Consider the following 25,753-nt stretch of genomic DNA (forward strand, 5'->3'; position numbering starts at 1 on the left):
TAAAAAATGAAACAAAAAAAGCCCTAACATAATAAAAATTATGTTAAGGCATTCATAACCTTACTTTTATATTAAACTTACTTTCTTCACACCAATTTCATGAGTATGAAAGAAATCATTTGAATTAATATAATCATTTTTTGTGCTTTTTGTCAAACTCATTTAAAAACGATTAAAACGGATTACAAGAAATCTTATAGAATTATAAATGATTAACTGACAAAATCTTAATTATTCGTCAATATTGACCAAAATTATAGCAATTCAATAAAATTAATTCTGAGGTTTATTAATTTATCAAAAGAATTTATAGTAATTTTTTCTCAACATTAATAAATTTTACCTGATTACAATCAAAGAACTTCTAAACTAAAAACAAAACTTTTTATTTACAAAATGCGATGATTCTTTAAATATTTATATTAATTATTAAGTTTGGTATAATTGATAAAGTAACTATATTTTTTCATAATGTTAAGGTGAAAAATGAGTGAATATATTTTGGAGTTCTTAAATTTTTCTGTAAAAGATCAGGATTATGAAGTTTTGACTAATTTTAATTTAAAACTTCAAAAGGGAGAAATTATTTCCATTGTAGGACAAGATGGTTCGGGCAAAAATTCTATCATTTATGGAATGATCGGTGATTTGCCTGCTGAAGGTTTACTATTGCATAAAGGTCATCCTTTATCATTTGACTTATTTGAATTGAAAACAAATAAAATAGAAATTATAAATCAAAAACCCAAATTAATAGAAAATATGTCAATTGCAGAAAATCTTTTTTTAGATATCTCTTTTAATAAAGAATCTTATTTTTTTTATAGTAAAAGAAAAACAAATAAAATTATTTTAGACACTTTTAAAAAGTATCATCTAAATATTCCTCCTAATACTAAAGTAAAAGAATTAACTTTAGAAGAAAAGAAGAATCTCGCATTCGTTAGAGCATTTTCTTTAAATCCAGATGTTGTAATTTTATATGAACCTTCAGAAAATATTTCTTTAACTTCCTTGAGAAATTTACACTCAATGATTAAAAGGCACAAAAGTGAAGGAAAAAGCGTAATTTATATAACAAAACAATGGGAAGATGCTTTAAGAATAGCCGATAGAATTGCCATTCTCAACGAAGGAGAGATAACAGAAATTCTCAGTTCAGATGAGGTTAAAAATAATCCTAAGAAATTGATAGACAAAATTATTGGTGTAAATCTAAATGACAATAGTTCAGACTTTAATGATAATCAATTGATAGATTCTGTTTTCGAAGCAGTAGAATACTTAACGTCAGAATATGAATTAAATGATCTTTTAAATTTATTAGCAGAAAATACTGCTAAAGCAACAAGAGCAGACGCATGTGAGATTTCTTTAATAGATGAAGAAACTTCTACTTTAATTGATAAATCTATTTATAAAAGTAACGAAAATATTGAATTTCTTCCTAATGAAGCAGAAATATTAAAATTAATTGATGAGGAAAAGGTTTATTATTTCACTAAAAGAGACAAAGGTTTTGAAAGATTTTTTAGACTAAATAACGATATCTGCAGCTTAATTTGTGTTCCGTTTTACATAAGATCACGTTTAAGTGGAATTATTCAAATTTATTATAAAGATTATCATTTGTATACTGAAGAAGAAATAAAATATTTAGAAACAATTGCTCATCAAACTGCTTTGGCAATCCACAATACCAAATTAATTGGGAATTCAGTGCTATTAAGGGAAAGCCACCATAGAATAAAAAACAACCTTCAATCTATAATAAGTTTGATCTCTCTGTATAAAACTTCCATAAAAAAAGGATCCCAAAAGGATATAATAGGGATGTTAGACGATTTAATTTCTAAAATAAAAAGTATTTCTGCGGTACATGATTTGTTAGCAAAAGATAAATTAGGCAGAAGTATCATTAATCTAAAAGACATGATAATCCATATCGTACAATTTATGATTAATACAAGAAAGGGTATCGAATTTAAACTTGAATTAGATGATGTTTTTGTTTCCTATAGTAAAGCTTCAACTATAGCTTTAGTTGTTAATGAACTAGTAACAAATAGTTTGAAATATGCGTTTATTGGAAGAGAAAGTGGCGAAATTATAATTGTTTGTAGATATCATCATGAATCAATACTAATAGAAATTTCAGATAACGGCATAGGATTTCCTGAACATTTTGATATTAACGAAAGTAATGGGTTAGGACTATCAATTGTACATTCAATAGTTACTAAGCAATTAGCTGGAAACATTATAATAAAAAATAATAATGGTGCTAATATTATTATAGAAATTCCCGCTAAGCAAGTTTCTATTAATGAATAATAAGGAATATTCTAATGTAATGTTGAGGGGGAAGTATATGAAAAATTTAAAGGTGGTAGTTGCTGAAGATGAAATTCTTATACTAATGGGATTAAAAAGCAATTTAGAAAGTTTAGGTTGTATTGTGATAGGTGAAGCCACAAATGGAAAGGAACTAATTGATATTGTATTAGAAAAAAAACCCGATTTAATTATTGCAGACATCAATTTACCGATCTTAGACGGACTTGAGGCATTAGATATAATTAATCAAAAGATGAACATTCCTTCGTTAATTGTAAGTGAGTATGATGATGAAGAACTAATCCAAAGAGCTTCAGAAATAGGTGTTTTGGGATATCTTATAAAGCCTATCGATGAATCTGACTTAAAAGCCGCAATAGAAATCGCTATTTCAAAATTTGAAGAAATTAATAAGCTTAAAAAAGAATTAGAAGAAACTAAGGATGCTTTAGAATCAAGAAAAATTATAGAAAAAGCAAAGGGGATAGTGATGGAACGATTGCAACTAAAAGAGGATGATGCGATGAAATTTTTGCAGAAAAAAAGTAGAAATTCTAATAAAAAGCTAGTCGATGTCGCAAAAGATATCATTGAAGCTGATAAGGCTTTTAGATTAGACTAAAAATATTGAAAAATTAGCGATTATGGAGGCAGAGGGCATGAAATACGTCAGATTTATGAAAGATACTATAATCAGTTATGGAATTTTAGAAGAAGAAAAAATTCAAGTTATCAAGGGAGATATATTTAATGAGTTCGAAATAACTAATGAAGTATATCACCTATCAGAAGTAAAGCTATTGCACCCATGCACTCCAAGTAAAATAGTATGTGTTGGTTTAAATTATCGTGATCATGCCGAAGAAATGAAAGATAAACTACCAACGGAGCCAATTATTTTTATAAAACCTTCGACTGCTGTCATTGGTCCTCTCGATAATATTATCTATCCTTCAATGAGTAGGCAAGTAGATTATGAAGCAGAGCTGGGAGTAATAATTAAAAACAAGGCAAGAAATCTAGAAATAGAAGAAGTAAATAAACATATTTTTGGTTATACATGTTTCAATGATGTAACTGCACGTGATTTACAAAAGAAAGATGGGCAATGGACCCGTGCCAAATCGTTTGATACATTTGCGCCATTTGGACCTTTTATTACAACAGATATGAATGCCAACAATTTAGATATACAACTTTTATTAAATGGTGAAATAAAACAAAATTCCAATACCAATTGTATGATATTCTCTGTAGAAGAACTTATTAGTTTTATCTCAAAAATAATGACTCTTTTACCAGGAGATGTTATAGCAACAGGAACGCCTTCAGGTGTAGGACAAATGAAAATTGGAGACAAAGTGGAAGTCAAAATAGAAAGAATCGGCACTTTGATTAATTATATTATGTAATTATCTGTTAGCCTTTTTTGAATCTTTAATCTATCTTGTCGCTTTTTTATTAACTTTTCTTATAGCTTCTTCATTGTATCCCATTACTTTATTTAATATGTTTTCATTATCTCGCCATTTCTCTCTTACCTTTACATATAGATCAAGATAAACCTTTGTTTCAAATAATTCTTCAATATCTTTTCTTGCAAGTTCTCCAATTTTTTTTATCATGTTTCCGTTCTTTCCGATAATTATAGGTTTTTGACTCTCTCTTTCAACATATATTTCTGCTCTTACATACAAAACTCCATTCTCTCTTTCTTTCAATTCCTCTACTACGACGCCAGTTGAATGGGGAATCTCCTCTCTAGTTAGATTAAATACCTTTTCACGTATTATTTCAGAAATAATAAATCTAGAAGGCTTATCAATAATAATATCTTCAGGATAGTACTGTGGCCCATATGGTAAATGTCCAATAATTGCTAATTTAAGTTCAGAAAGATTTTCTCCCGTAACAGCTGAGACAGGAATACTTTCAACAATATTATTACAAACATCTTCTATTTGATTAATCATATTTTGGATGTAGCTTCTATCTCTAAGCTTGTCTATTTTATTAACAACTAATATAGTAGGAATATTAGAAGCATTGATTACCTCTGCTACCCTCAAATCTGATTTTCTTATTCCTTCTGTTGCGTCGGTCACAAATAGTATCAAATCTACTCCTTCAAGAGCATGAACAGCAATATTGTACATATATTCTCCAATTTTTCTTAAAGGTTTATGTATCCCCGGTGTGTCCACAAAAACGATCTGATAATTATCTTCAGTTAAAACACAATTTATTCTATTTCTTGTAGTTTGAGGTTTTTCAGATACAATGACAACTTTTTGACCCATCAATGCATTAATTAATGTGGATTTTCCAACATTTGGTTTTCCAGCCACAGTAACAAAACCACTTTTAAAAATATTCTCTTCCATATTTTCCTCCTACATTCGTCTAATTTTCTCGCTTTATAAATTCGAAATTCTTTTTTAGAAAATCTTCATTTCTAAAGTGACTAAACAATTTATTTTGCATCAAAAATATATAATCATCTCACTGATTACGTTGTAATTATATCATATCAAGTTTTTTTAAGAGTTCATACAAAGAAAAATTATTCTTAAAATTTACACATAAATGATATAATATGTTGAATAATTTAATACAATATTTAATTATTTAAGAATATTTTTCCCCGCTCTTTACATACTTACCTTTTTAAAAATCGTTCTACAATGTTCAAATATTGTACGACAATTTCCTTCATAACCTAATTTAATTTTCAACAAAATATACTACTTATTATACATATATTTTTCTTAATTTATTAACTATTTTATTGTTAGAGAAAAAATTACCTTCTGAAATCAGAAAGGAGGTGATTTAAAATGATATCAACAGCTAATAAATATGCTTTAAAATTAGAAGACGTATGTTCTCACGTAGGCACATTTGAACTTAAAAATATCTCTTTTGAACTTGGTGGTGGAGATGTACTTTCGGTGTTAGGGCCTTCAGGATCAGGAAAAACTGTTCTTTTAAGAACTATTGCCGGATTAATAAAACTAGATTCTGGAAAAATACTATTAGGCTCGCATAGAATTGATGATTATTCTCCCAAAGATAGAAAGGTTGGATTCGTATTTCAAAATTACGCTCTCTTTCCTCACCTTGATTCAAAGCTTAATTTGGGATTTCCTTTATATATTAGAGGAAAAAAGAAAAAAGAAGTGTACGTAGAAGCTACCAATGTTGCTCAAGAACTAGACGGACTTCCAAATTATTTAGAATTTAAGCCAAGTGAACTTCCTGAAGGTATGAAACAATTAATTGCCCTTGGAAGGGAAAAATTAAACGAGTGTAATTTATTACTTCTAGATGAACCTTTAAGCCAGCTTGACAGAAAATTGCATATCGAAATGAGAACGTTATTAAAAAAATTTATTACCGACTTAAGTAAAACAACCGTTGCTGTTTTTAGTGACCCTGAAGATGCGATTGCTCTAAGTAATTATATTATGATTTTAGATAATGGTGAAATACTACAATATGGAGAAACATTTGAAGTATACAATAATCCAATAAACATTAAAGTTATGGAACTCTTATCAAGATTAGGATTGAATATAATAGATCTTGAAATAGTTGGAGGAAAAATTTTCAAGACCTTTTCAGTTAATCTTCCCGATGGTTTATATAAATTATGTTTTAGACCAGAAGAAATTGAAGTCAGCAATAAGGGGTTAGAAGTTATATCTCAAAAAAGCTATATTTATGATTCTTCAAGAAAGATAATTGAATGTGATTTTAAAGGACAAGTTCTTAAATTACTAGTTCCTAAAAGTACTTCTCAAAAGTTTAAATTTGTTCCAACAAACCCAAAATTTTTTAATTTATAACAAAATTATTGATTTAATAAGTATATGTGAAAGTGATAAAAATAACGTTTAATAATATGATTGATTGATTAATGAACTATTACAAAATAATTGTGTTTAAAAGATATAGTATACATTCATCATAAAACATTCATATTATTTAATCTTTACTTAAAACAAATGAAAATTTATGATTTTCTTCTTTATTGACATGTATTTACAGATATTTAGTTTAGTTTATTCTTAAAAGCTCTTAAACGAGTTTGACTTTATTTGTGATTAAAGTTAAAATGTTGTTGTATATTATTGGGTTTATAAATAAAAGCTAAATAACAAAAGGCTGGAGAAAAGGAGAAAAGCCTATTCTTACCAAAAGATTGGTGAAAATAGGCTTTTTTCTTTGTTACATGTATTTAAGTTATATTACCTAAATACCTTGAGGAGGTGTCTTTATGAAACGTTTTGTGTTGTTATTTTTATCTGTTTTACTTTTGGCAGGGTTTACATTTTCTGTTACAACGATTGAATTTTGGCATGCTATGAGCGGACAAAGAGTTCCCCTAATTGAAAACATGGTTAAAGACTTTGAGGCTCTTCATCCAGATATTAAAGTAAACATTCAATTTACTGGTAGCTATCCTGAAACTATTAGCAAACTTATTGCTGCTGTTCAATCTAAAAATGCGCCACATGTTGTTCAGATATATGAAATTGGTACAAGAATTATGATTGATAGCGGCGTAATTGTTCCTGCACAAGAATTGCTAGATAAAGATCCCACTTTTGATGTTGGAGTATTACTTGATCCTATAGTAAATTACTATACAGTTGATGGAAAACTTTATTCAATGCCTTTCAATTCGTCAACAGCTTTATTATATTACAATAAAACTCTTTTCAAAGAAGCTGGACTTGACCCAAATAAACCACCCAAGACATATGACGAATTTCTAGAATATTCTAGACTTCTTACTAAAAAAGATTCTAGCGGAAAGACTATTCAATACGGTTTTACATGGCCAACTCACGCATGGGTATTTGAGCAAATGTTAGCGGTGGCGGATGCTCCTTTTGTAAATAACAACAACGGAAGAACAGGAAGAGCAACGGAAGCTGTTTTCAATAATGAAGCAGGTTTAAAGATATTTAAACTTCTCGACCAATTAAACAAAGAAGGCTTAATTATTAACACAACTCATGAGGATTGGTCTGCAGCAAGGCAAAACTTTATCTCCGGTAAAGCTGCAATGTTGATTACGTCAACTTCTGATGTACAATTGTTTGAGGAAGGATTAAAGAGTAATAATTATGAACTTGGAACTGCTTTTTTACCTGTACCTGATATTTCAATAAGCGGAGGTCCTGTAGTTGGAGGAGCAAGTCTTTGGTTAATTAAAGGCCATCCTGATAATGAACTACAAGCGGCTTGGGAATTAATGAAATTTATTAATAACGAAGAACAACAAATTACATGGCATAAAGGAACTGGCTATTATCCCGTAAGAAAAGATGCAGTGGAAACTTTACATTACGAAGGATTCTATGCTGATAATCCAAATTATTTCACTTCTTTGTTACAGTTATTATTAGCAAAAAGAAATTACAATACCGCAGGAGCAGTCATAGGAGTATTTCAAGAAGCACGTGAAACTATAGAAAATGCTTATGATAAAATGGTTGCTGGTCAAATGACCCCAGAAAAAGCTTTGAAATGGGCGGAAGAAGAAGTAACAAAACTTATAAAGGAATACAATAAATTTTATCAATAGTATCTATTAACAAATGCAACTAAAAATACTATAGCAGATTGAGAAACATCAATTATTTTCCAGGGGAGAAGAGTATTCTTCCCTGGATTTTAGAAGGAGTGAAATAAAATGAAATGGGGAAAATATACTCCATTCCTACTATTAATACCTACGTTTTTAATTATCATTCTTTTTATTTACTGGCCAACCATCTCATCTTTTATGCTTAGCTTTTACAAAGTCTCTCCATTTGGAGATAGAAAAATATTCGTAGGCTTTGATAACTTCATTAATTTATTTAAAAGTCAAGCTTACTTAAATTCAATAAAAGTGACTATAATCTATGTTGTCATCACTGTCTTTAGTGTAATTTTTTTTGGATATCTTATAGCTTTGCTGTTAGATAACAAAGTTTTCGGTGTTAAATTTTATCGAACTTTAATATTCACACCTTATGCAATTTCATTTACAATTGCAGGTGCTCTTTGGACATTTATGTTAAACCCAGTAGCCGGCCATATTAATTATTTTCTTGATCGTTTTTTTGGGATAAGCGCCAATTGGCTTACTGGTCAACCATTCGCATTGATTTCTATAATGATTACAAGTATTTGGAAAATGCTTCCTTTTTCCATTATATTTTATCTAGCAGGTCTCCAATCTATACCAGAAGAAGTCATAGAAAGTGCAATTATTGACGGAACAAACAACTGGCAAAGAATTTGGAAGATAAAATTTCCAATGCTTTCTCCAACAACTTTTTATCTTATTATTATGGAAATTACGCATTCTATGTTTGAATCTTTTGGAATCATAGACATAATGACAAAAGGTGGTCCTGTAGAAACTACTACGACCATGATATATAGATTGTATTTAGATTCATTTTATTTTCAAAAAACGGGAGAGGCTGCCGCTCAAAGTGTTATTTTGTTTCTAATAATGTGTTTTATTACTTTCTTCTATTTTAGGTTCGGCGAAAAAACCGTCCATTATCAGTAAGGGGTGAATAATATTGAAAATATCGTCAAAGAAGAAAATAAATTATGTATTAATCGAAGTTGGATTAATAATAGTATCAATAATAATGTTTTTACCGTTTTTTTTAGCTGTATCTATGAGTTTTATGAGCGAGGTAGAGGTTTTTTCATATCCACCAAAATTTCTTCCTTCTCAAATTAACTTTAAAAACTATAAAGAAGCATTAGATATAATGAATCTTAAGAGAATGCTTTTAAATTCTTTCATAGTAGCAACTTGTACTACACTGGGGAAAATAATTACCGGGACTCTTGGTGCATTTGCTTTTTCTTCTTTTAACTTTAAAGGTAAAAATACTCTTTTTTTTACTTTATTTATAACTTTGTTTTTGCCTGCAGAAACAGTAATGATTCTTCCTTTATTTATGATCATGTCAAAATTCGGGTGGGTCAATACATATTGGGCTTTGATCATACCTTTCACAGCATCAGCAACCAATACATTTTTATTTAGACAACATTTTATGTCTATTCCAACTGAATTAGAGGATGCAGCAAAAATTGATGGCGCGACTCCTATGCAATATTTTAGGAAAATATTGATTCCATTATCAGGTCCGATGATAGCAGGGGCTTCAATAATTAATTTTGTTTACGCTTGGAACATGTATTTATGGCCATTAATAGTCACAATGGATAATAAAATGAAGACAGTTCAAATTGGTGTAAAAATGCTAATAGCAACAGATAGTACAAACAATTGGGGAATAATCATGGCAGGAACATTGATGGCTGCCCTACCAACATTAATTTTATTTTTTGTACTTCAAGATCTATTTGTTAAGAGTTTAGTAACCAGTGGATTAAAGGGATAAAAATTATTTCTTGGTAGATAAATTCATATGAATGTTTAAATTCTTATTTTTATAATATAATATCTAGAGTGTACTTAATGACAATATCTAATTGAAAGTTCTTATGAAGGAGGAGCGATTAATGGAGGATTTTTTAGTATTGGGTCATAGAGGTTACAGAGCAAAATATGCAGAAAACACTATTGAGGCATTTCAAAAAGCTTTAGAATATGGTGCTGATGGTATTGAATATGATTCTAGATTAACTAAAGATGGGGTTCTTGTAGTATTACATGATGAAGAAATTAATGGCATAAAATTAAACTCCATCGAATATAACCAACTAAAGAATATTAAATTTTCAAATGGTCAAACTATACCTACTGTTGAAGAAACAATTAGATCTTTGAACAATAAAGCTATCTTAAATCTAGAAGTAAAAGAAGTGGAAGCAGCTATTCCTTCTTACGAAATAACAAAAAAATTAGGGGCATTAAAAAGAACATTATTTTCATCATTCAAAGTTGATGCACTAAGAAAAATAAGAAAAATAGATAAAGAGGTTAAATTAGGACTATTGGTTCAATATGATACCTTAGATAATTTACCTCAATTGCATAAGGAATTAAGCCTTTATTCTTTAAATTTATGGGTTGATGCTGTGAAAGAAAATATTCAAGAATCATCAAAAATGTTAAGAAAATGGAAAGATGCTGGCTTGAAAATATATTTATGGACTCTTAACAATCCTCAAGATTTATATGATTTAGAAGGTTTTTACGATTGTGTAATAACCGATGAAGTGGAACTAATAGTTACTGAAAGAAAAAGAATGAAAAAAAAGGAACAATCTTCTAAATAATAATATGTTTAATTGCAATGAAAATTGACTTTATCAATTTGCGAAGATTTTTTGATTTAGTTCGCTTTGTTTACCTATAAACAGGCTTAGTCAACTAAGAATGACTCTGATACAATTTGACTTTATTTAAAAGTAAATATAAAATAATAATGATTTTACATATTTGGCTAGAAATCCAGAGAAAAGCCTATTATTTCCAGACAACTGGAGATAATAGGCTTTTTTAAGTGGTAGACTAATATTTTGGAATTCAAAAGGGTAATACACTCAAGGGAGGTTTTAATTATGAAAAAAGAAACAAAACTGATCTTTTTCTCCATTGTTTTAATTCTTTTTGGAAGTATTCTTGCTCATATGTTTAACACCTCATTTTATTCAGTAGACGTTAAAAGGATAAATTTTGAAACTGACACTGGTATTCTGTCAGGTCTTTTGTACATGCCAAAGGATGCTAGTGCAGCGGATCCAAGGCCAACAATCATAACTACCCATGGGTATTTAAATTCCGCTGAAATGCAGGATGCTAGTGCAATAGAAATGTCAAGAAGAGGATATGTTGTTCTTGCGCTAGATATGTATGATCACGGTCATTCTATAAATAAAACAACATATGAACCTGCTACATCTTTCTTTTCTTTTTGGCCTAATGCTATTTATGATGCTGTTCAATACATGTATAATCAAGAATATGTCTTGAAAGATCCGGAAGGTAATGGAATCATTGGAGTTGCAGGACATTCTATGGGGGGATTTTCTTCTACGGTTGCCATGGTAAAGGATGAGCAAGATTTTTTGAAAACTGGCGTAAGAAAAATACATGCAGGGCTAACTATGGGATCTGATTATTCTTGGTCTAGCTATCTGGGAATCAATTCTGATGTAGCATTTGCAGCTTACGGACCAAGAACTGTTGGAATAATAGCTGCACATTATGATGAGTTTTTCTTCGATTCAGAAGCCTCAAAGACTGGTGAAACGGTTGTTTTCAAAGATTTCATAAACAAACCTGAAGGAAGAGCCTTTTTAGGGAATCCTGAGAACCCAATTGAAGGATTAATGTTTACATTAGAAAACGGTGGTAGAAGGGTAATTTATGAACCATGGGAAATTCACCCTTGGAATCATTTCTCGTTTGAAACAACAAGATACCAAATATCGTTTTATACAAAAGCATTTCAAGGATATACATCTCCAAATCAGAAAAATGTGGGATTAGGTCCAGAAAATCAAAGATGGATGTTAAAAGAATATTCTGAATTTTTGGCATTAATTGGATTCTTCCTACTTTTTGTACCCTTAATAACCGCTCTCATTAAGTTGCCAATTTTTTCAAAGGCCATAACCACACCAACTTTAGTCATTCAAGCACCCAAAAATACACTTACAAAAACGATATATTGGATTTTCTTTATTTTTGGAGCTGCATTTCCTGCAATCTTCTTTCCAAGTTTGATGGTAAAAGGTGGATCAGGTATGGTTATTTTAAAGGTTTCATCACTCATAGTCTTTGCTCTGTCAATTATTATTGGAATTATTTTACACTCTAAAGCAAAAAAAATAGAGGGAAAATCAACAAAGTCAATCATAAACGGCACTATATTAATAGCACTGTCAAGTTTACTCCTTTTCTTATCTATCAATTTTGGAAATAATTTGTTTGTATTAAGTAGTTATTTCAATCAACCTACTACGAACCAAATTGTATACTGGGCGCTAATAGTATCTGAAGTTATTCTTATTTTAACGTTAGTTATGTATTATCTAAACAAAAGATATTCAGAAATCACTCCAAAACACTATGGCTTTGTAACTAATTGGAAATCTATAATATCATCCCTCTTTGTAGTAATTGTTGCTGTAGTAATTGGATTCGCATTACTATATTTAATTGACGCTCTATTTAAAACTGATTTTAGAATATGGACATGGGCGGTTAAAACTTTTGAAACTTCCCATTTAATTGCCGCTTTGAAATACTCTCCTTTCTTTTTCTTGTTCTATTATATAATAGGAATTTCTGTAAATGCTAATACAGGATTTATGAAAAAATCAAAAGGATATTTATTTTCCTGTATATCCGTTGTGGGAGGACTTGTAGTATTTTTGTTACTGCAATATGGTCTTTTATTCTTTAGAGGAAAGGCATTATGCCCATCTCAAGCTTTGAACCCCATCTTGCTTTTTGCTTTGATACCCTCATTAATCGTAGCAACTTTTTATACAAAAAGTCTCTATGAAAAAACTGGTAATGTATACACCGCAGCCTTTTTAAATACCATATTAATGACAATAATATTAGCAGCTAATACAACAACATATCATGGATTAATATAGGAATTATCGGTCAAAAAATCCAGACTCAAAACCGATATGGTTACTTTTTTCACAATGTATTTTTTTGAGTTAAACATTTAAAAATAGTGGTTAACATTTGTCAAAAACTAAAAAGTTTGTGATATAATATAAGAAACAAATAAATCTCTCGCTGAATGCGATTGATATGGTAGAGACTAAAGAGAAAACCATATCCAACCGAGGTTATTTCCTCGGAGCTTGGATATGGTTTTTTTGTTTATTAATCTGAAAATTGAGGAGGTTGAAAATTTTGATAGCTGTAATAGGAGGAGGCATAGTTGGTTCTTTAATAGCCAGAGAGATAAACAAATATGAAAAAGACGTGTATTTGTTCGAGGCTAAAAATGGAATAGGAATGGGTGTTACAAAAGGAAATTCAGGGATAGTTCATGGTGGGTATGACGATCCTCCAGGTACTTTAAGGGCCGAACTATGTTATATGGGAAATAGACTATATGATGAATTATCAAAAGAACTATCAATAGAAGTTTTAAGAGTGGGATCTCATGTTGTAGCCTTCAATAATGAAGAAGTTAGCATAATAGACGAAATTGAAGAAAATGCTATAAACAATAATGTTAAAGAATATAAAATATTAGATAAAAATGAAATACTAGAAATGGAACCTCTTTTGAACCAAAATGTATTGAAATCCTTTTATTGTCCAATTGCTGGCGTAACAGAGCCTTGGGAAGTAGCCATGCAAGCAGCAAGATCTCTTGAAATAAATGGTGGAAAAGTATTTAAAGAGAAAAAACTTGTTGAGGTAAACAGAAAAAACAATAAATATGAATTAATTTTTGAGGATGCCAGTTCATATTTAGCAGATTTAGTAGTTAATGCATGTGGTTTATATGCTGATGAAGTTGCTAAACTTTTTGGAGACAACTTACCTTTTATCTTCCCTGTAAAAGGAGAATATTTTCTTTTTGGAAAAGATATTAAATATACTAATTCTGTTATTTTTCCAACACCCACTCCTTTAACAAAAGGATGCCTAGTTGTTCCAACAGTTGATGGAGGATTTTTGGCTGGTCCTAATGCTCGTGGGGTAAAATCAAAAAAAGATTTTTCAACAACCCCCGAAGGTCTTCTAGAAGTAAAAGAAAAATCATTAAAATTAATCCCTTCTTTAGACTTTTCAAAAAATATTGTAAAAGTTTTTGCTGGTTTACGTCCTGAAACTCAAAAAAAAGATTTCTATATAGATGTAGGAGAACACGGCAATGTTATACATGTTTCAGGTATTCGATCACCTGGTTTAACTGCTGCTCCTGCAATTGCCAAATATGTAGTTGAATTTTTAATAACCGAAAAAATGCATATAGGGCTAAGAAAAAGGGAAGACTACATAAGTCATGTTGGAAAAATTCCCCATTTAGTAGAAACCAACCTAAATTATTGGGAAAAAGTAATTGAAGAAGATTCTGAAGCTGGAGAAATGATATGTTTCTGTAACAAAGTCACAAAAAAAGAGATTAAAGAAGCTATAAAAAATGGAGCAAGAACAGTTGATGATATAAAATTTGCAACTAGAGCATCATTTGGAGAATGCCAAGGAAGTTTTTGCACATCTAAAATTCTAAAAATAATATCTGAGGAAACACATATATCTCCTCAAGATATTCAACAAAATGAAAAAGGATCTTGGATAATTGCATCAGAGGTGAGGTCAATATGAAATATGAAACCGATGTAGTTGTTATAGGAGCTGGTGGTGGAGGATTAGCAGCGGCAATATCTGCAAGTAAAGCCGGGGCACAAGTTATATTAATTGAAAGGGAAGATGATTCTGGAGGCGTATTAAATCAATGTATACATAACGGTTTTGGATTACATTACTTTAGAAAAGATTTAACCGGTCCTGAATTTAAAGAATCTCTTCAAGAAGAGCTAGAAAAGACAAATGTAACTGTTTTAAAGAGTACTTTTGTTCTAGAAGTAACCCGAGATAAAAAAATACTTTTTGTGAATAAAAACGGAATAAATGAAATAAAAACTAAATCATTGGTTATGGCAACAGGAGCAAGAGAAAGACATTTTAATTCATTAGCTATACCTGGTGACAGAGTCAGCGGTATTTTTACAGCAGGTGTTGCCCAAAAATATATAAATCTACAAAACTTAAAGCCAGCAAACAAGGCTTTAATACTTGGGTCTGGAGATATTGGATTAATAATGGCAAGAAGACTGCATTTAGAAGGAATAGAAGTAGAAGGGGTAGTAGAGATATTACCTTATCCTGGAGGACTAGAAAGAAATGTTCAACAATGCTTACGAGATTATAATATCCCTTTATATCTATCCCATACTGTGACAAGAGTAGAGGGAGATAAACGACTTAATAGAGTATATGTTTCTCAGGTAGATGAAAACAGAAACATAATTCCAAATACAGAAAAAATTTTTGAGGTAGATGCACTAATAACCTCTGTAGGGCTAATTCCATCTATAAAACCTGTCGAATTTGTACAAACTGCGCCTGGTTTTGTAACTTCGAATACTAATCAAACTTCAGAAGACTGGATTTTTGCTGCAGGAAATTGTACAGTCGTGTTTGACTTGGTTGATTTTGTTGCAAGAGAAGGCGAAAAAGCTGGAAAGTATGCTGCTCTTTATGCTAAAAAAGAGTATCTTCCACAAGAATTAATAAAAATCAAGAAGGGAGAAAATATTAACATACTACACCCTTCATACATTGACCCCGAAGAAAAATCCAAACTTTATATCAGAGTCTCTAAAGTATTTGATAAAGCAGAAATTGTTGTAGAACCTTTAGGAATAAAAATTATAGAGGAAGAAGCAAGGCCTTCCGAAATGATTGAAATTTCATTAAAACCTTTTCAAGATTCAAAAATAAAAGAAATTGAGGTGAAAGCCCATGGAATTAGTTAATCACAAAAAGAAAAAGATAGTGTGCGTTAACTGTCCTCTTGGCTGTAAAATAAATGTAATTTATGCTGATGCAGATGAAATCGAAATATTCGAAGCAAAAGGGAATAGATGTAAAAGAGGCTTGGAATACGTTAAACAAGAACTTACAGATCCCCTAAGGGTAGTTGTTACAAGCGTAAAGGTCGAAAATGGAGAAGTACCTTTAGCTTCAGTCAGATCCACCAAACCGGTCCCTTTAAGATTAATGAACGATATTATGGAAATACTAAAAAATACTAAAGTTACCGCACCTGTTAAAAGAGGAGACATAATTATAAGCAATATTTTAGATACAGGAAGTGATATAATAATAACAAGAAGTGTGAATAAAATAAACTAAATAGCGTTTTAAAGCGGAAATAATTGATTGTGAAATAAAATACAAAGACGAGGGGAAAAAATGAATAATTTAAAAACATTAGTCAAAGAAAACACCATTATACCTGGAGTAAGAGACTTGAATGATGTTGTAGATGCTACAAGAACAAAGTCAAATATTATATTTTTACTTACAGGATCTATACTAGATTTAGAAAATATAGTAAGATTCGTTCGAAAATATGGGAAAAAATTGATAGTTAATATTGATTTAGTTGAAGGTATAGCTTTTGATAAAAAAGGTATCGAATATTTAGCTAAAAAAGATCTATGCGATGGAATCATCTCTACAAAGAATAATTTGGTTAGATGTGCTATGAAAGAAAATCTTCTAACTATTCAAAGAGTATTCTTAATTGACTCGGGTTCTCTTAATTCTATCAAAAATCTTATTGATAAAAGTAATGAACCAGACGCCTTTGAAATTCTTCCTGCAGTAGCCGCACCCTATTTTATCAACAACGTTAAAACTAACGGTATAATTATAGCAGGAGGGTTGATTACTAAAAGTTCTGAAGCTGAAGAATTATTTAAAAAGGGAGTCAGGGCTATATCAACGAGTGAAAAATCATTGTGGCTCTAATGTGGTTTTATATAGATTTATGTATAATTTAATCTAACCTATCAAAGGTAATATATAAATCTTTAAGGGGGAATTAAATTATGAAAAAAAGTTTATTGTCTTTTCTAGTTCTTCTTATATTTGCAACTAGTTTACTTTCATGGAGTGGGCATGCCGCTTATACGTATTATATAATTCAAGATATACCAGATATAGACAAACGAGTATCCATAACAGAGTATAGTTACAAAGAGGATAGGGAATATAATTTGGAATTTCTAATTCTTGAAGATGTTGCTGGAAAAAGAAAATTTATAGATGTACCATACGGGATAGATATTCCTCCAGATCCCCCACCAATAAATAACCAACTTCCTGTTTGGCAAATTTTATCAATATACTCACCTGAACCGGATTTTGGAATGGATGAAGGATTAAAACTTCATCCATTGCAAGGTCTGATAGGTAATAGCCAGGGAGTAAGACACATGAGATATAAAATAGGGATTTTGAAGGCTTTTGAAGCAGATAAATCTTTCTTATACTTTGTGAATATGTCAAAACAAGCCTTTGAAAACGGTGACGAATATTGGGGATACAGATTTCTCGCTCGCGCTATTCATTTCATTGAAGATCTTTCACAGCCTTATCATAATTCTCCCGGAACATTTTTTGAAATGATTGGAGCAGCTTTTAGCAAAAATAAAGCAAACAAACTAAATAATGCTCATTATTTAATGGATGATTATCTTATTTATCTTTTATTTTATTCTGATGCCGCTGCAAAAGAAGTTATATTGGGTGCGAAACCTATATTCTTTGACAGTTATGAAGATTATGTAAAAGAGGTTATGAATTATACTTTAGACAAATTCCCCATTATACACAAGGAGATTAAAAATGCTTTTGGAGACAAACTTGAAAGTCCAGTTAGTTTAGTGGACATAGAAAATGCTGATAAAGACGGTAAATTAGTGAAGATAAAATCCGAAACCTTAAGCATTTTATCTTATTCTTCCTCTGTTATAAAAGGATTTTTACTTGATTTTTTGAATTCTGTTGGTGAAATTTGATAATTGTAATATAACATTTATATATTCATTTTAAACAGAAAAAATAAACGAAATGCTTGAAAAAAGAAGAAATTATCAGACAGGGTCATAATAAGTAGAAGAAGTTGGATAACAGAATTATCCAACTATGAAATAAAACAATTATTCACTTTAGAAATTTGAAAGAAAAGAATTAAAAAACCTTAACTTTTGTAGATAAACCCAATACAACATTTACATTTTCTAGTAAGCTAAAATCCTCGTCAGCTATATTTTTGTTGATGTTTAATCCCGCGTATAAATCTAGCCCTTCAAAAATCCAAAGATTATTTTTAAAATTTTGAACTCCATAGAATGCTATGGTGTAGCTATCTAAATTGAAATCTTCTACATAATCTAAAGTTCCTTCTATATTAATATAACTTTTAGAAGTCTCTTTTTCAATTATCTCGATACTTGTCTTTGCAAAAAAACTGTAGTCTTTTGAAATCTTCTTTACTGTCTCACCATTTTCTTCAACATATTGCTTAGTTTCACTGTAAATTACCCCTGTATCAACATATATATCTTCAAAGGTGTATCCTAAAGCCATAGATATTGCAGAGTGATCTTGAAAAGAATTAGAATAAAACATACTAAGTTTAAAAGGTTTGTTATATATTTCGTTAAATCCAACTTTAATATAAGCTCCTTGATTTACCTGTGAAACTCCTGTTTCCATAAAACCGAAAAGTCCCCACCTAATCCCAAATGCAGGATTGAAAGTATCAAAATAAAGATAACCTTCTTGAACAACTTCAGCTGTAGGAGTAAGAAAGGAAACGGAAAAACCAAAAACCCCTAAAATAATTATGCAAACTATAACTGCTATGGATTTTCTCATATTTTATCTCCTTTTTAAATGAAATATTAGTACTCACGTTAGAAATTCCAATATCTTTTTTCGGTACTTGTATCTAGGCGGGGTGAGGGCTCCGCCCTGGACCTGTTATAAATTCAAATGCTTACTTTTAGAAAATGTTCATTTATAAAATCACTAAAATGAAATATTGATATAATAAGATAATTTATCTTATTATATCAGATTCCTTCTCCTTTTATCATACTTTTCGTACACAAAATATTTTACATTGTCATTTCAAATTTTTCATATAATAGTTATAAATATATTTACAATTATTTACCACAAAAAAATGGCGCTTTGTGATAAAATTGCCTTTGTTACATTTATTATAATAATTGGAGGGGTTAAGTGGAAGTCTATAAAAGAATAATTAAGATTTCTCTTCCTATAGCTTTACAACAAGTTATCTTTACAAGTGTCAACTTTGTGGATACTCTAATGATAGGGGCACTAGGAGAGGTGGCTATAGCTGCTGTTGGACTTTCTAATCAAGTTTTTTTCTTATATAACTTAATACTGTTTGGTCTAGTTTCAGGAGGCGGAATCTTTTTTGCTCAATATTGGGGAAAACAAGAAGAAGAAGGTCTATCCCGTTCTGTTGCATTGACGATCATTTCAGCTTTATTCTTTTCTATTCCATTCTTTGTATTAAGCTTTTTTTATCCTAATTTGGTCTTAAATTTTTTTAGCCCAGATATAGAAGTTATTAATCTTGGAGCCGTTTATTTAAAAATTATTGCCCTAAGTTTCCCATTATTTGCGATTTCATTGGTAACTTCTTTTATGCTAAGAAGCATTAAAAAAGTCCACATACCTTTGATTATTACAATCATAGAATTATCTTCAAATATATTTCTCAATTACCTTCTTATTTTTGGTAAGCTTGGATTTCCGACTTTAGGTGTAAAAGGAGCTGCTATAGCAACTTTAATTGCAAGATTAATAGGATGTATTTCTTCGGTTTTAATAGTATACCTAAGAAAAATGCCTGGTAGGATATATTTCAGACACTTTAGAGAAATAACCCCTAAATTCTTTAAAAGTTATTTTCACTATGCTATTCCTACAATGGCAAATGAATTTGCATGGTCTTTAGGAGTTACTATGTATTCAATTGTTTATGCTCATATGGGAACGAATGTAATAGCGGCTCAGAGAGTGATGGCCACTATCGAAGGTTTTGCAACTTCAATCACTTTCTCTATAGCCAATGCTGCTTCCGTAATAATTGGTAATATGCTTGGCACATCGCGCTATGAAGAAGCCTATGATGTTTCTAAAAAAGCCTTAAAGTTAGCCGAACTAATAAGCATTTTTGCTGCTATAATATGTATTATAATTACTTTTTTCATTGTCGAATTATTTGATGTTTCAGAAGAAGTTAAGAAGATGGTAAGAATAACAATTACAATTTCTATGAGTTTTCTACCAATAAAATTATTTAATGGAATGAATGTAGTCGGATTTTTAAGAGCAGGCGGTGACACCAGATTCTCCTTTATTGTAGAAGGTTCAACTTTATGGTTTATAGGTGTTCCATTATCCGCAATTGGAGGTTTAGTCTTGAACCTGAGCTTCCCTGTTGTATATCTCCTTACTATGACAGAAGAAGTGATTAAGTCCATAATCCTTTATTTTAGGTATAAAAGCAAAAAATGGTTAAATAACGTATTAGAATGATATAAAATGAATTTAGAAATGGGGGAATATATATGGAAGAAGTTGTTGTAAAAGTAAACAATCTAAAAAAACAGTACAAAGATGTAAAAGCCGTCGATGACGTCTCTTTTTATGTCAAAAAGAAAGAAATTGTTGCTATCCTGGGTCCAAATGGCGCTGGAAAAACAACAACTCTTGAAATATTAGAAGGGTTGAGAAAAAGAGATGAGGGTGAAATATACTACTTTGGTGAAAAAGTAGATCAAATTGACTCAAATATAAAAGAAAAAATAGGTGTACAATTGCAAAGCACTGTTTTTTTCCAGAATTTAACTGTTATAGAAACACTTAGAGCTTTTGCTGGTCTATATCAAAAAAGTCTCGAAGTTGAAAAGGTTCTTACTGACTTTAATCTTGAAGAAAAAAAGCGCAGTAGAATTTCAAAACTTTCAGGAGGTCAATTACAGAGACTTGCTTTAGCTACGGCTGTAATTAACGATCCTGAGATACTTTTTCTTGACGAACCTACAACAGGTTTAGACCCACAAGCACGAAGAAATACTTGGCAAATAATCTCTAATTTAAGAAATTCAGGTAAAACTATAATATTAACAACCCACTATATGGAAGAGGCAGAATTTTTAGCAGATAGAGTTTATATATTTGATCAAGGAAAAATTATTGCAGAGGGCTCGGTTAGTGAACTCGTTAATTCTTTAGGAATGAATTCAATAATATCTTTCAAAATCAATTCAAATGGCAATTTTGATGACATTAGCGAAAAACTATTTGATGAAATTGATCTTAAAGTCAGTAAAAATGAGAATTTTTATAGAATAGAAACTGTAGATCTTGAAAATGCTCTTTTAAAAATATTCGAAGAAGCAAGAATGAAAAAGTTTGATATATCAGATATGATTATTAGAAAACCAAATTTAGAAGATGTTTTTTTAAAGCTAACTGGTAAACGGTTGAGAGACTAGGTGAAAGTATATGAAAAAAATTATTAATTTAACAAAACTCTTTTTTATAAATTCTTCAAGGGAGTTTGCTGTTCCTTTTTGGACTATTATATTTCCCTCGCTTTTCTTCCTACTCTTTACAAGTATTTTCGAGAATATTGGAAACGTTGAAAATATGGACTTTAAAATAGGCGTATATTATGAACAATCTTTACAAGGTATTGCAAAAAATACTTTTGACGAGGTCTTTTCTTCATCACAATTTAGTAATACCCCGTTCACGATGATTGAATATGATTCTTTTGAAAAAGGTTTAGACAACTTAAAAAAATCTAAAATAAATGCACTTGTAGTTTTCCCGGAAAATTTCAATCTATTAAATGTAAAGTTTTTTATCAAAGATTTAGAAGTACCCAAATTGAAAGTATACTATACTAATGAAAATTCTTCAGTGTATGCTAAAAACATATTCGGCGTATTCATAGATGAAATAAATACTAGGATGTCTACTAAAGGTGAAGGAGTTCCATTAACAGTTAAAGAAGAAATCATAGGAATGGATTCATCACAACCTTATAGATATAGAGATTACCTGTTCCCGGCTATCATTCTTATGTCTGTTTTAACAGTAGCAGTTTTTAATATGCCTTTTGATTTTTCTTTCAACGTAGAAAAAGGTATTTTTAAAAAATTAAGCTCTTCACCTATAAAAGGTGGCGAATTTTTTGTCAGCTTCCTACTCTCACATATTATCTTATTAATAATGTCACTAATTGTATTATATATTGAAGCATATCTTTTTAATGTTAGTACAAATATTTACAAACCTAGTTTTATTGGTTATACATTTTTCTCTATTATGATAATTTTAAGTGTGGGGCTTTTTCTTTCTTCATTGTACAAAAATATGGGAGCTGCAGGAGCAATCTCTCAACTAATATATCAAGCTACAATATTTTTGAGCGGTTTTTATTTTGATGTAACTAATTCACCTTGGATAATACGATGGTATGTTTATTTCAATCCAGTAACCTATTTAGTTGACGGAATGAGAAAGATAATGCTCGGAAGTTCTATTTCCTTGGTTAATATTCTTGTACCTGTTATATGGATGATTTCTTCCATCTTGATATTTTCTTTGACTTTTAAGGGGATGGTATACAATGAAAAATAGACGGATGTTTTCTTTAATAAGTATTTTTACTAAAGACACTTTTAGAAATTGGATGGAAGTATTTTTTACCCTTCTTTTGCCTATACTTTTGCTATTATTATTTGGAACTATTTTCGGTACTGAAGCTTCTTCCAGTACTAAAGAATATAAAATTGGAATAGTTGGAGATGTTGATGAAACAATAATTAATTCAATTCCTTACAAAGTAGTATTTTTTGAAGACAAAAATAGCATTACAATGGCCTTAAATGAAAACATAATTAATATAGGTTTATTATTAAATCATGAAAATAATGAATTAACTTTTATCCAAAAAGAACCAGATATGAATGATGAAACAATAATATTTATAAAATTAGAACTACAAAATATACTTAAAAAGCATTATGCTGGAATAAAAGAAGATTTTATAAATGTAGAGTTTATAGAAACTTCTATTGGAGAGAACCAAGAGAATCCTCTAGATTTTATTATAACAGGAGTAATAGGCTTGTCTTTATTGTCGGGCGGAATGTTTTCAATGATCAATGTTTTTGGAAGATATAAAAAAAATGGATTGATAAAAAGATTTTTAGCATCTCCAATAAAACCCTTTGAATTTACCTTATCAGCATCTGTATCTAAACTTTTTTTTAATTTTTTATCAATGTTTATCATCATTATTTTAGGTAAATATTTGTTTAGTTTAAATTATAATTTTAATTGGTTGTCTCTCTTTTGCGTGTTTATTTCTTCTTCAATTGGAATGATGGGACTTGGATTGTTACTCCTTCTGATATTTAAAGATCCTGCAATTGCAAGTGAAGCTGCTACCATTCTTTATGTTGCTATGACTTTCTTTTCGGGAGTTTATTTTCCTATAGAATTTTTACCTAAAGCAATTCGCTGGATAAGCAATTTTTTACCAGTAAAATATGTTGCAGATTTGATAAGATTTTCTGGTAATATTAAACAAATGACATTAAATAATTTTTTAGTTATTAATTTGATATTATTTGTTATTGGTTTTTTTCTTATTTTCGTTTCATCTAAAATTTTTTTGAAAGAGGAATAATAACAATTAAATTAACGAAAGAACTAATATTAAACACAATTTTACTTTTTGTTTTAATTTTTTGCTTGACAAAACGACTACAAAAGGTTATAATAATTAAGGTTAAATAAGGTAAAAATAAACTATTACAAAAGTGACCCGCTAGCTCAGTCTGGTAGAGCATTTGACTTTTAATCAAAGGGTCCTGGGTTCGAATCCCAGGCGGGTCACCATTTTTGTATTTCTTTTTGTTATTAATTCAGTCGCGCGAGTGGCGGAACTGGCAGACGCGCAGGACTTAGAATCCTGTGGATGAATAATCCGTGTGGGTTCAAGTCCCACCTCGCGCACCACTCTATATATTAAAAAATATAGATTAAAAAATACAGAAGCGGATATAGCTCAGCGGTAGAGCACTTGCTTGCCAAGCAAGGGGTCGTGGGTTCGAATCCCATTATCCGCTCCAATAAAAAACCCGAAAATCGGGTTTTTTTGTTATTCTTCTTTCATAAAAGGATATCTAAAATCCTCCGCAGGAACAAAATTCTCTTTTATAGCACGTGCAGAAACCCATCTTAAAAGATTTATAATAGTTCCCGCCTTATCATTTGTTCCAGATGCCCTAGAACCTCCAAAGGGTTGTTGTCCTACAACAGCACCTGTTGGTTTATCGTTAATATAAAAATTACCCGCTGCGTTCGCTAACTCCCTTTCCGCCTTAATTATTGCGTCTCTATCTTGAGAAATTATAGCCCCTGTCAAACCATATGGAGACGTTTCGTCACAAAGTTTTAAAATTTTTTCAAAATCTGAAGGATCGTATACATATACTGTTAAAACAGGCCCAAATATTTCTTCTTGCATAGTTTTAGATTTAGGATTGTTGGTAAGAATCACTGTCGGTTCGATAAAATAGCCAATAGAGTCGTCATAATTTCCTCCAAAAATAATTTCTGAATCATGGCCATTTTTAGCATATTCTATATAACTTGTTATTTTATCAAAGGCCTTTTTATCAATAACTGCGTTCATAAAATTAGAGAAATCTTCGGGAGATCCTATTTTTATATCTTTTAAATCCTCTATAAGTTTATTTTTTACTTGAGCCCAAATATTTCTTGGTATATAAGCCCTTGATACTGCTGAACATTTCTGACCTTGATATTCAAATGCACCTCTTATTAATGCGGATACAAGCACATTAATATTAGCTGATTCATGTGCAACGACAAAATCTTTTCCTCCTGTTTCTCCAACTATCCTTGGATAAGATTTATATTTATCGATATTATTTCCAATTTTTTTCCACATGTTTTGAAAAGTTGAAGTTGAACCGGTAAAATGAATCCCAGCGAGGTTCGGATCGTCAAGAACTAAATCTCCAATTTTTGAACCATCACCTGGTATAAAATTAATAACCCCATCAGGTAACCCAGCCTCCTGAAGCAATTTGATAACAAAATAGGCAGAATACACTGCTGAAGAAGCTGGTTTCCATAGAGAGGTATTTCCCATAATTGCCGGAGCTGTTGGTAAGTTACCAGATATTGAAGTAAAATTAAAAGGTGTTACTGCGAATATAAATCCTTCCAAAGGTCTGTACTCCATCCTATTCCAAACGCCTTCAACAGATTTTGGTTGATCTAAATATATTTTTGTAGCGTAGTAAGAGTTAAATCTAAAAAAATCTGTTAATTCACAAGCTGCGTCAATTTCTGCTTGATAAGCGTTTTTACTTTGGCAAAGCATTGTTGCAGCATTTAAAGTGCTTCTCCACTTTGTAGACAAAAGGTCTGCTGCCTTCTTAAATATAGAAATTCTATCTACCCATGAAAACTCGTCCCATATTTTTCTGGCTTTTAAAGAATTTTCAATAGCTAGCTGAACTTCTTTTTCACCAGCTTTGTGATAGTACGCAAGAATATAGTTATGTTCATGGGGCATTACACATTTACCTATATTACCTGTTTTTACTTCCTTTCCACCTATTATTATAGGAATTTCTAATTCTTTGTTCTTAAGCTCTTTTAGCTTTTGTATTAAATTTTTTCTTTCTTTACTTTCCGGCTCATAATTTAAAACAGGTTCATTGGTAGGTTCATCAAATATTGGAATAGAATTGTTCAAAAATC

21 protein-coding genes and 3 tRNA genes are annotated in these 25,753 nt (G+C 30.4%); 21 read left to right on the top strand and 3 right to left on the bottom strand.

Annotated features, from left to right (window positions below; all coding sequences use genetic code 11):
- Positions 1 to 486 precede the first annotated feature (486 nt).
- From DTL3_RS02165 to DTL3_RS02175, 3 genes are read left to right on the top strand one after another with little or no spacing between them, the layout of a single operon-like run.
- Positions 487 to 2,334, top strand: a complete 1,848-nt coding sequence (locus DTL3_RS02165) for an ATP-binding cassette domain-containing protein (protein ID WP_045087326.1) — start codon at positions 487 to 489, stop codon at positions 2,332 to 2,334.
- A gap of 37 nt (positions 2,335 to 2,371) precedes the next feature.
- Complete coding sequence (locus tag DTL3_RS02170) at positions 2,372 to 2,959, top strand: ANTAR domain-containing response regulator (protein WP_045087327.1); 588 nt, start codon at positions 2,372 to 2,374, stop codon at positions 2,957 to 2,959.
- 37 nt (positions 2,960 to 2,996) lie between these two features.
- Positions 2,997 to 3,749: a fumarylacetoacetate hydrolase family protein gene (locus DTL3_RS02175; RefSeq protein ID WP_045087328.1), complete on the top strand. Its 753-nt coding sequence runs from the start codon at positions 2,997 to 2,999 to the stop codon at positions 3,747 to 3,749.
- A gap of 30 nt (positions 3,750 to 3,779) precedes the next feature.
- Here DTL3_RS02175 and era read toward each other — a convergent pair whose 3' ends face one another.
- The gene (era, locus tag DTL3_RS02180; RefSeq protein ID WP_045087329.1) at positions 3,780 to 4,721 is read right to left on the bottom strand and encodes a GTPase Era; all 942 of its coding nucleotides are present in this window, start codon (positions 4,719 to 4,721) and stop codon (positions 3,780 to 3,782) included.
- A gap of 453 nt (positions 4,722 to 5,174) precedes the next feature.
- Between era and DTL3_RS02185 the strand changes: the two genes are divergently transcribed.
- From DTL3_RS02185 to DTL3_RS02235, 11 genes are all read left to right on the top strand, one after another.
- The gene (locus DTL3_RS02185) at positions 5,175 to 6,185 is read left to right on the top strand and encodes an ABC transporter ATP-binding protein (protein ID WP_052670275.1); all 1,011 of its coding nucleotides are present in this window, start codon (positions 5,175 to 5,177) and stop codon (positions 6,183 to 6,185) included.
- Between the two features lie 431 nt (positions 6,186 to 6,616).
- The gene (locus tag DTL3_RS02190; protein ID WP_045087330.1) at positions 6,617 to 7,933 is read left to right on the top strand and encodes an ABC transporter substrate-binding protein; all 1,317 of its coding nucleotides are present in this window, start codon (positions 6,617 to 6,619) and stop codon (positions 7,931 to 7,933) included.
- A gap of 108 nt (positions 7,934 to 8,041) precedes the next feature.
- Positions 8,042 to 8,914 (top strand): carbohydrate ABC transporter permease, encoded by an 873-nt coding sequence (locus tag DTL3_RS02195; RefSeq protein ID WP_045087331.1) that lies wholly within the window; start codon positions 8,042 to 8,044, stop codon positions 8,912 to 8,914.
- 13 nt (positions 8,915 to 8,927) lie between these two features.
- Entirely contained in the window at positions 8,928 to 9,767 is an 840-nt protein-coding gene (locus DTL3_RS02200) for a carbohydrate ABC transporter permease (protein ID WP_045087332.1), read from the top strand.
- 121 nt (positions 9,768 to 9,888) lie between these two features.
- The gene (locus DTL3_RS02205) at positions 9,889 to 10,608 is read left to right on the top strand and encodes a glycerophosphodiester phosphodiesterase family protein (RefSeq protein ID WP_052670278.1); all 720 of its coding nucleotides are present in this window, start codon (positions 9,889 to 9,891) and stop codon (positions 10,606 to 10,608) included.
- 285 nt (positions 10,609 to 10,893) lie between these two features.
- Entirely contained in the window at positions 10,894 to 12,942 is a 2,049-nt protein-coding gene (locus DTL3_RS02210) for a serine aminopeptidase domain-containing protein (RefSeq protein WP_045087334.1), read from the top strand.
- Between the two features lie 271 nt (positions 12,943 to 13,213).
- Complete coding sequence (locus tag DTL3_RS02215; RefSeq protein ID WP_052670280.1) at positions 13,214 to 14,644, top strand: NAD(P)/FAD-dependent oxidoreductase; 1,431 nt, start codon at positions 13,214 to 13,216, stop codon at positions 14,642 to 14,644.
- On the top strand, positions 14,641 to 15,858 hold the full coding sequence (locus tag DTL3_RS02220; protein ID WP_045087335.1) for an NAD(P)/FAD-dependent oxidoreductase: 1,218 nt from the start codon (positions 14,641 to 14,643) through the stop codon (positions 15,856 to 15,858). Before DTL3_RS02215 ends, DTL3_RS02220 begins: the two co-directional genes overlap by 4 nt.
- Positions 15,845 to 16,237: a DUF1667 domain-containing protein gene (locus DTL3_RS02225; protein ID WP_045087336.1), complete on the top strand. Its 393-nt coding sequence runs from the start codon at positions 15,845 to 15,847 to the stop codon at positions 16,235 to 16,237. Before DTL3_RS02220 ends, DTL3_RS02225 begins: the two co-directional genes overlap by 14 nt.
- A gap of 60 nt (positions 16,238 to 16,297) precedes the next feature.
- Positions 16,298 to 16,858 carry a glycerol-3-phosphate responsive antiterminator gene (locus tag DTL3_RS02230; protein WP_045087337.1) on the top strand — a complete coding sequence of 187 codons (561 nt, stop codon included), beginning with the start codon at positions 16,298 to 16,300 and terminating at the stop codon, positions 16,856 to 16,858.
- 80 nt (positions 16,859 to 16,938) lie between these two features.
- Positions 16,939 to 17,910, top strand: a complete 972-nt coding sequence (locus tag DTL3_RS02235) for a phospholipase C/P1 nuclease family protein (protein ID WP_045087338.1) — start codon at positions 16,939 to 16,941, stop codon at positions 17,908 to 17,910.
- A 172-nt stretch (positions 17,911 to 18,082) separates the two neighbouring features.
- On the opposite strand, the gene DTL3_RS02240 is transcribed toward DTL3_RS02235, so the two are convergent.
- Positions 18,083 to 18,772: a hypothetical protein gene (locus DTL3_RS02240; RefSeq protein WP_045087339.1), complete on the bottom strand. Its 690-nt coding sequence runs from the start codon at positions 18,770 to 18,772 to the stop codon at positions 18,083 to 18,085.
- A 369-nt stretch (positions 18,773 to 19,141) separates the two neighbouring features.
- On the opposite strand from DTL3_RS02240, the gene DTL3_RS02245 reads away from it, so the two are divergent.
- From DTL3_RS02245 to DTL3_RS02275, 7 genes are all read left to right on the top strand, one after another.
- Entirely contained in the window at positions 19,142 to 20,473 is a 1,332-nt protein-coding gene (locus DTL3_RS02245) for an MATE family efflux transporter (protein WP_045087340.1), read from the top strand.
- A gap of 32 nt (positions 20,474 to 20,505) precedes the next feature.
- The gene (locus DTL3_RS02250; protein ID WP_045087341.1) at positions 20,506 to 21,435 is read left to right on the top strand and encodes an ABC transporter ATP-binding protein; all 930 of its coding nucleotides are present in this window, start codon (positions 20,506 to 20,508) and stop codon (positions 21,433 to 21,435) included.
- Between the two features lie 10 nt (positions 21,436 to 21,445).
- Complete coding sequence (locus tag DTL3_RS02255; protein WP_045087342.1) at positions 21,446 to 22,588, top strand: ABC transporter permease; 1,143 nt, start codon at positions 21,446 to 21,448, stop codon at positions 22,586 to 22,588.
- Positions 22,578 to 23,642, top strand: coding sequence for an ABC transporter permease (locus DTL3_RS02260; RefSeq protein WP_045087343.1), 1,065 nt, complete (start codon positions 22,578 to 22,580; stop codon positions 23,640 to 23,642). Before DTL3_RS02255 ends, DTL3_RS02260 begins: the two co-directional genes overlap by 11 nt.
- Before the next feature lie 135 nt (positions 23,643 to 23,777).
- Positions 23,778 to 23,854 (top strand) — tRNA-Lys (locus DTL3_RS02265).
- A gap of 32 nt (positions 23,855 to 23,886) precedes the next feature.
- Positions 23,887 to 23,974, top strand: a tRNA-Leu gene (locus tag DTL3_RS02270).
- A gap of 38 nt (positions 23,975 to 24,012) precedes the next feature.
- Positions 24,013 to 24,087: transfer RNA gene (locus DTL3_RS02275), tRNA-Gly, on the top strand.
- 29 nt (positions 24,088 to 24,116) lie between these two features.
- Here DTL3_RS02275 and pruA read toward each other — a convergent pair.
- Positions 24,117 to 25,748, bottom strand: coding sequence for an L-glutamate gamma-semialdehyde dehydrogenase (gene pruA / locus DTL3_RS02280; RefSeq protein ID WP_045087344.1), 1,632 nt, complete (start codon positions 25,746 to 25,748; stop codon positions 24,117 to 24,119).
- Positions 25,749 to 25,753: the final 5 nt, after the last annotated feature.

Origin of the sequence: Defluviitoga tunisiensis (genome assembly GCF_000953715.1) — a bacterium.
GTDB lineage: Bacteria > Thermotogota > Thermotogae > Petrotogales > Petrotogaceae > Defluviitoga > Defluviitoga tunisiensis.

Excerpts from the sequence above, each read along its gene's own strand:
- DTL3_RS02210 (WP_045087334.1), top strand. The coding sequence starts at position 10,894 with ATGAAAAAAGAAACAAAACTGATCTTTTTCTCCATTGTTTTAATTCTT.
- DTL3_RS02185 (WP_052670275.1), top strand. The coding sequence starts at position 5,175 with ATGATATCAACAGCTAATAAATATGCTTTAAAATTAGAAGACGTATGT.
- DTL3_RS02195 (WP_045087331.1), top strand. The coding sequence starts at position 8,042 with ATGAAATGGGGAAAATATACTCCATTCCTACTATTAATACCTACGTTT.
- DTL3_RS02250 (WP_045087341.1), top strand. The coding sequence starts at position 20,506 with ATGGAAGAAGTTGTTGTAAAAGTAAACAATCTAAAAAAACAGTACAAA.
- DTL3_RS02240 (WP_045087339.1), bottom strand. The coding sequence starts at position 18,772 with ATGAGAAAATCCATAGCAGTTATAGTTTGCATAATTATTTTAGGGGTT.
- DTL3_RS02225 (WP_045087336.1), top strand. The coding sequence starts at position 15,845 with ATGGAATTAGTTAATCACAAAAAGAAAAAGATAGTGTGCGTTAACTGT.
- DTL3_RS02165 (WP_045087326.1), top strand. The coding sequence starts at position 487 with ATGAGTGAATATATTTTGGAGTTCTTAAATTTTTCTGTAAAAGATCAG.
- DTL3_RS02170 (WP_045087327.1), top strand. The coding sequence starts at position 2,372 with ATGAAAAATTTAAAGGTGGTAGTTGCTGAAGATGAAATTCTTATACTA.
- era (WP_045087329.1), bottom strand. The coding sequence starts at position 4,721 with ATGGAAGAGAATATTTTTAAAAGTGGTTTTGTTACTGTGGCTGGAAAA.
- DTL3_RS02260 (WP_045087343.1), top strand. The coding sequence starts at position 22,578 with ATGAAAAATAGACGGATGTTTTCTTTAATAAGTATTTTTACTAAAGAC.
- DTL3_RS02230 (WP_045087337.1), top strand. The coding sequence starts at position 16,298 with ATGAATAATTTAAAAACATTAGTCAAAGAAAACACCATTATACCTGGA.
- DTL3_RS02175 (WP_045087328.1), top strand. The coding sequence starts at position 2,997 with ATGAAATACGTCAGATTTATGAAAGATACTATAATCAGTTATGGAATT.
- DTL3_RS02255 (WP_045087342.1), top strand. The coding sequence starts at position 21,446 with ATGAAAAAAATTATTAATTTAACAAAACTCTTTTTTATAAATTCTTCA.
- DTL3_RS02235 (WP_045087338.1), top strand. The coding sequence starts at position 16,939 with ATGAAAAAAAGTTTATTGTCTTTTCTAGTTCTTCTTATATTTGCAACT.
- DTL3_RS02220 (WP_045087335.1), top strand. The coding sequence starts at position 14,641 with ATGAAATATGAAACCGATGTAGTTGTTATAGGAGCTGGTGGTGGAGGA.
- DTL3_RS02190 (WP_045087330.1), top strand. The coding sequence starts at position 6,617 with ATGAAACGTTTTGTGTTGTTATTTTTATCTGTTTTACTTTTGGCAGGG.
- DTL3_RS02205 (WP_052670278.1), top strand. The coding sequence starts at position 9,889 with ATGGAGGATTTTTTAGTATTGGGTCATAGAGGTTACAGAGCAAAATAT.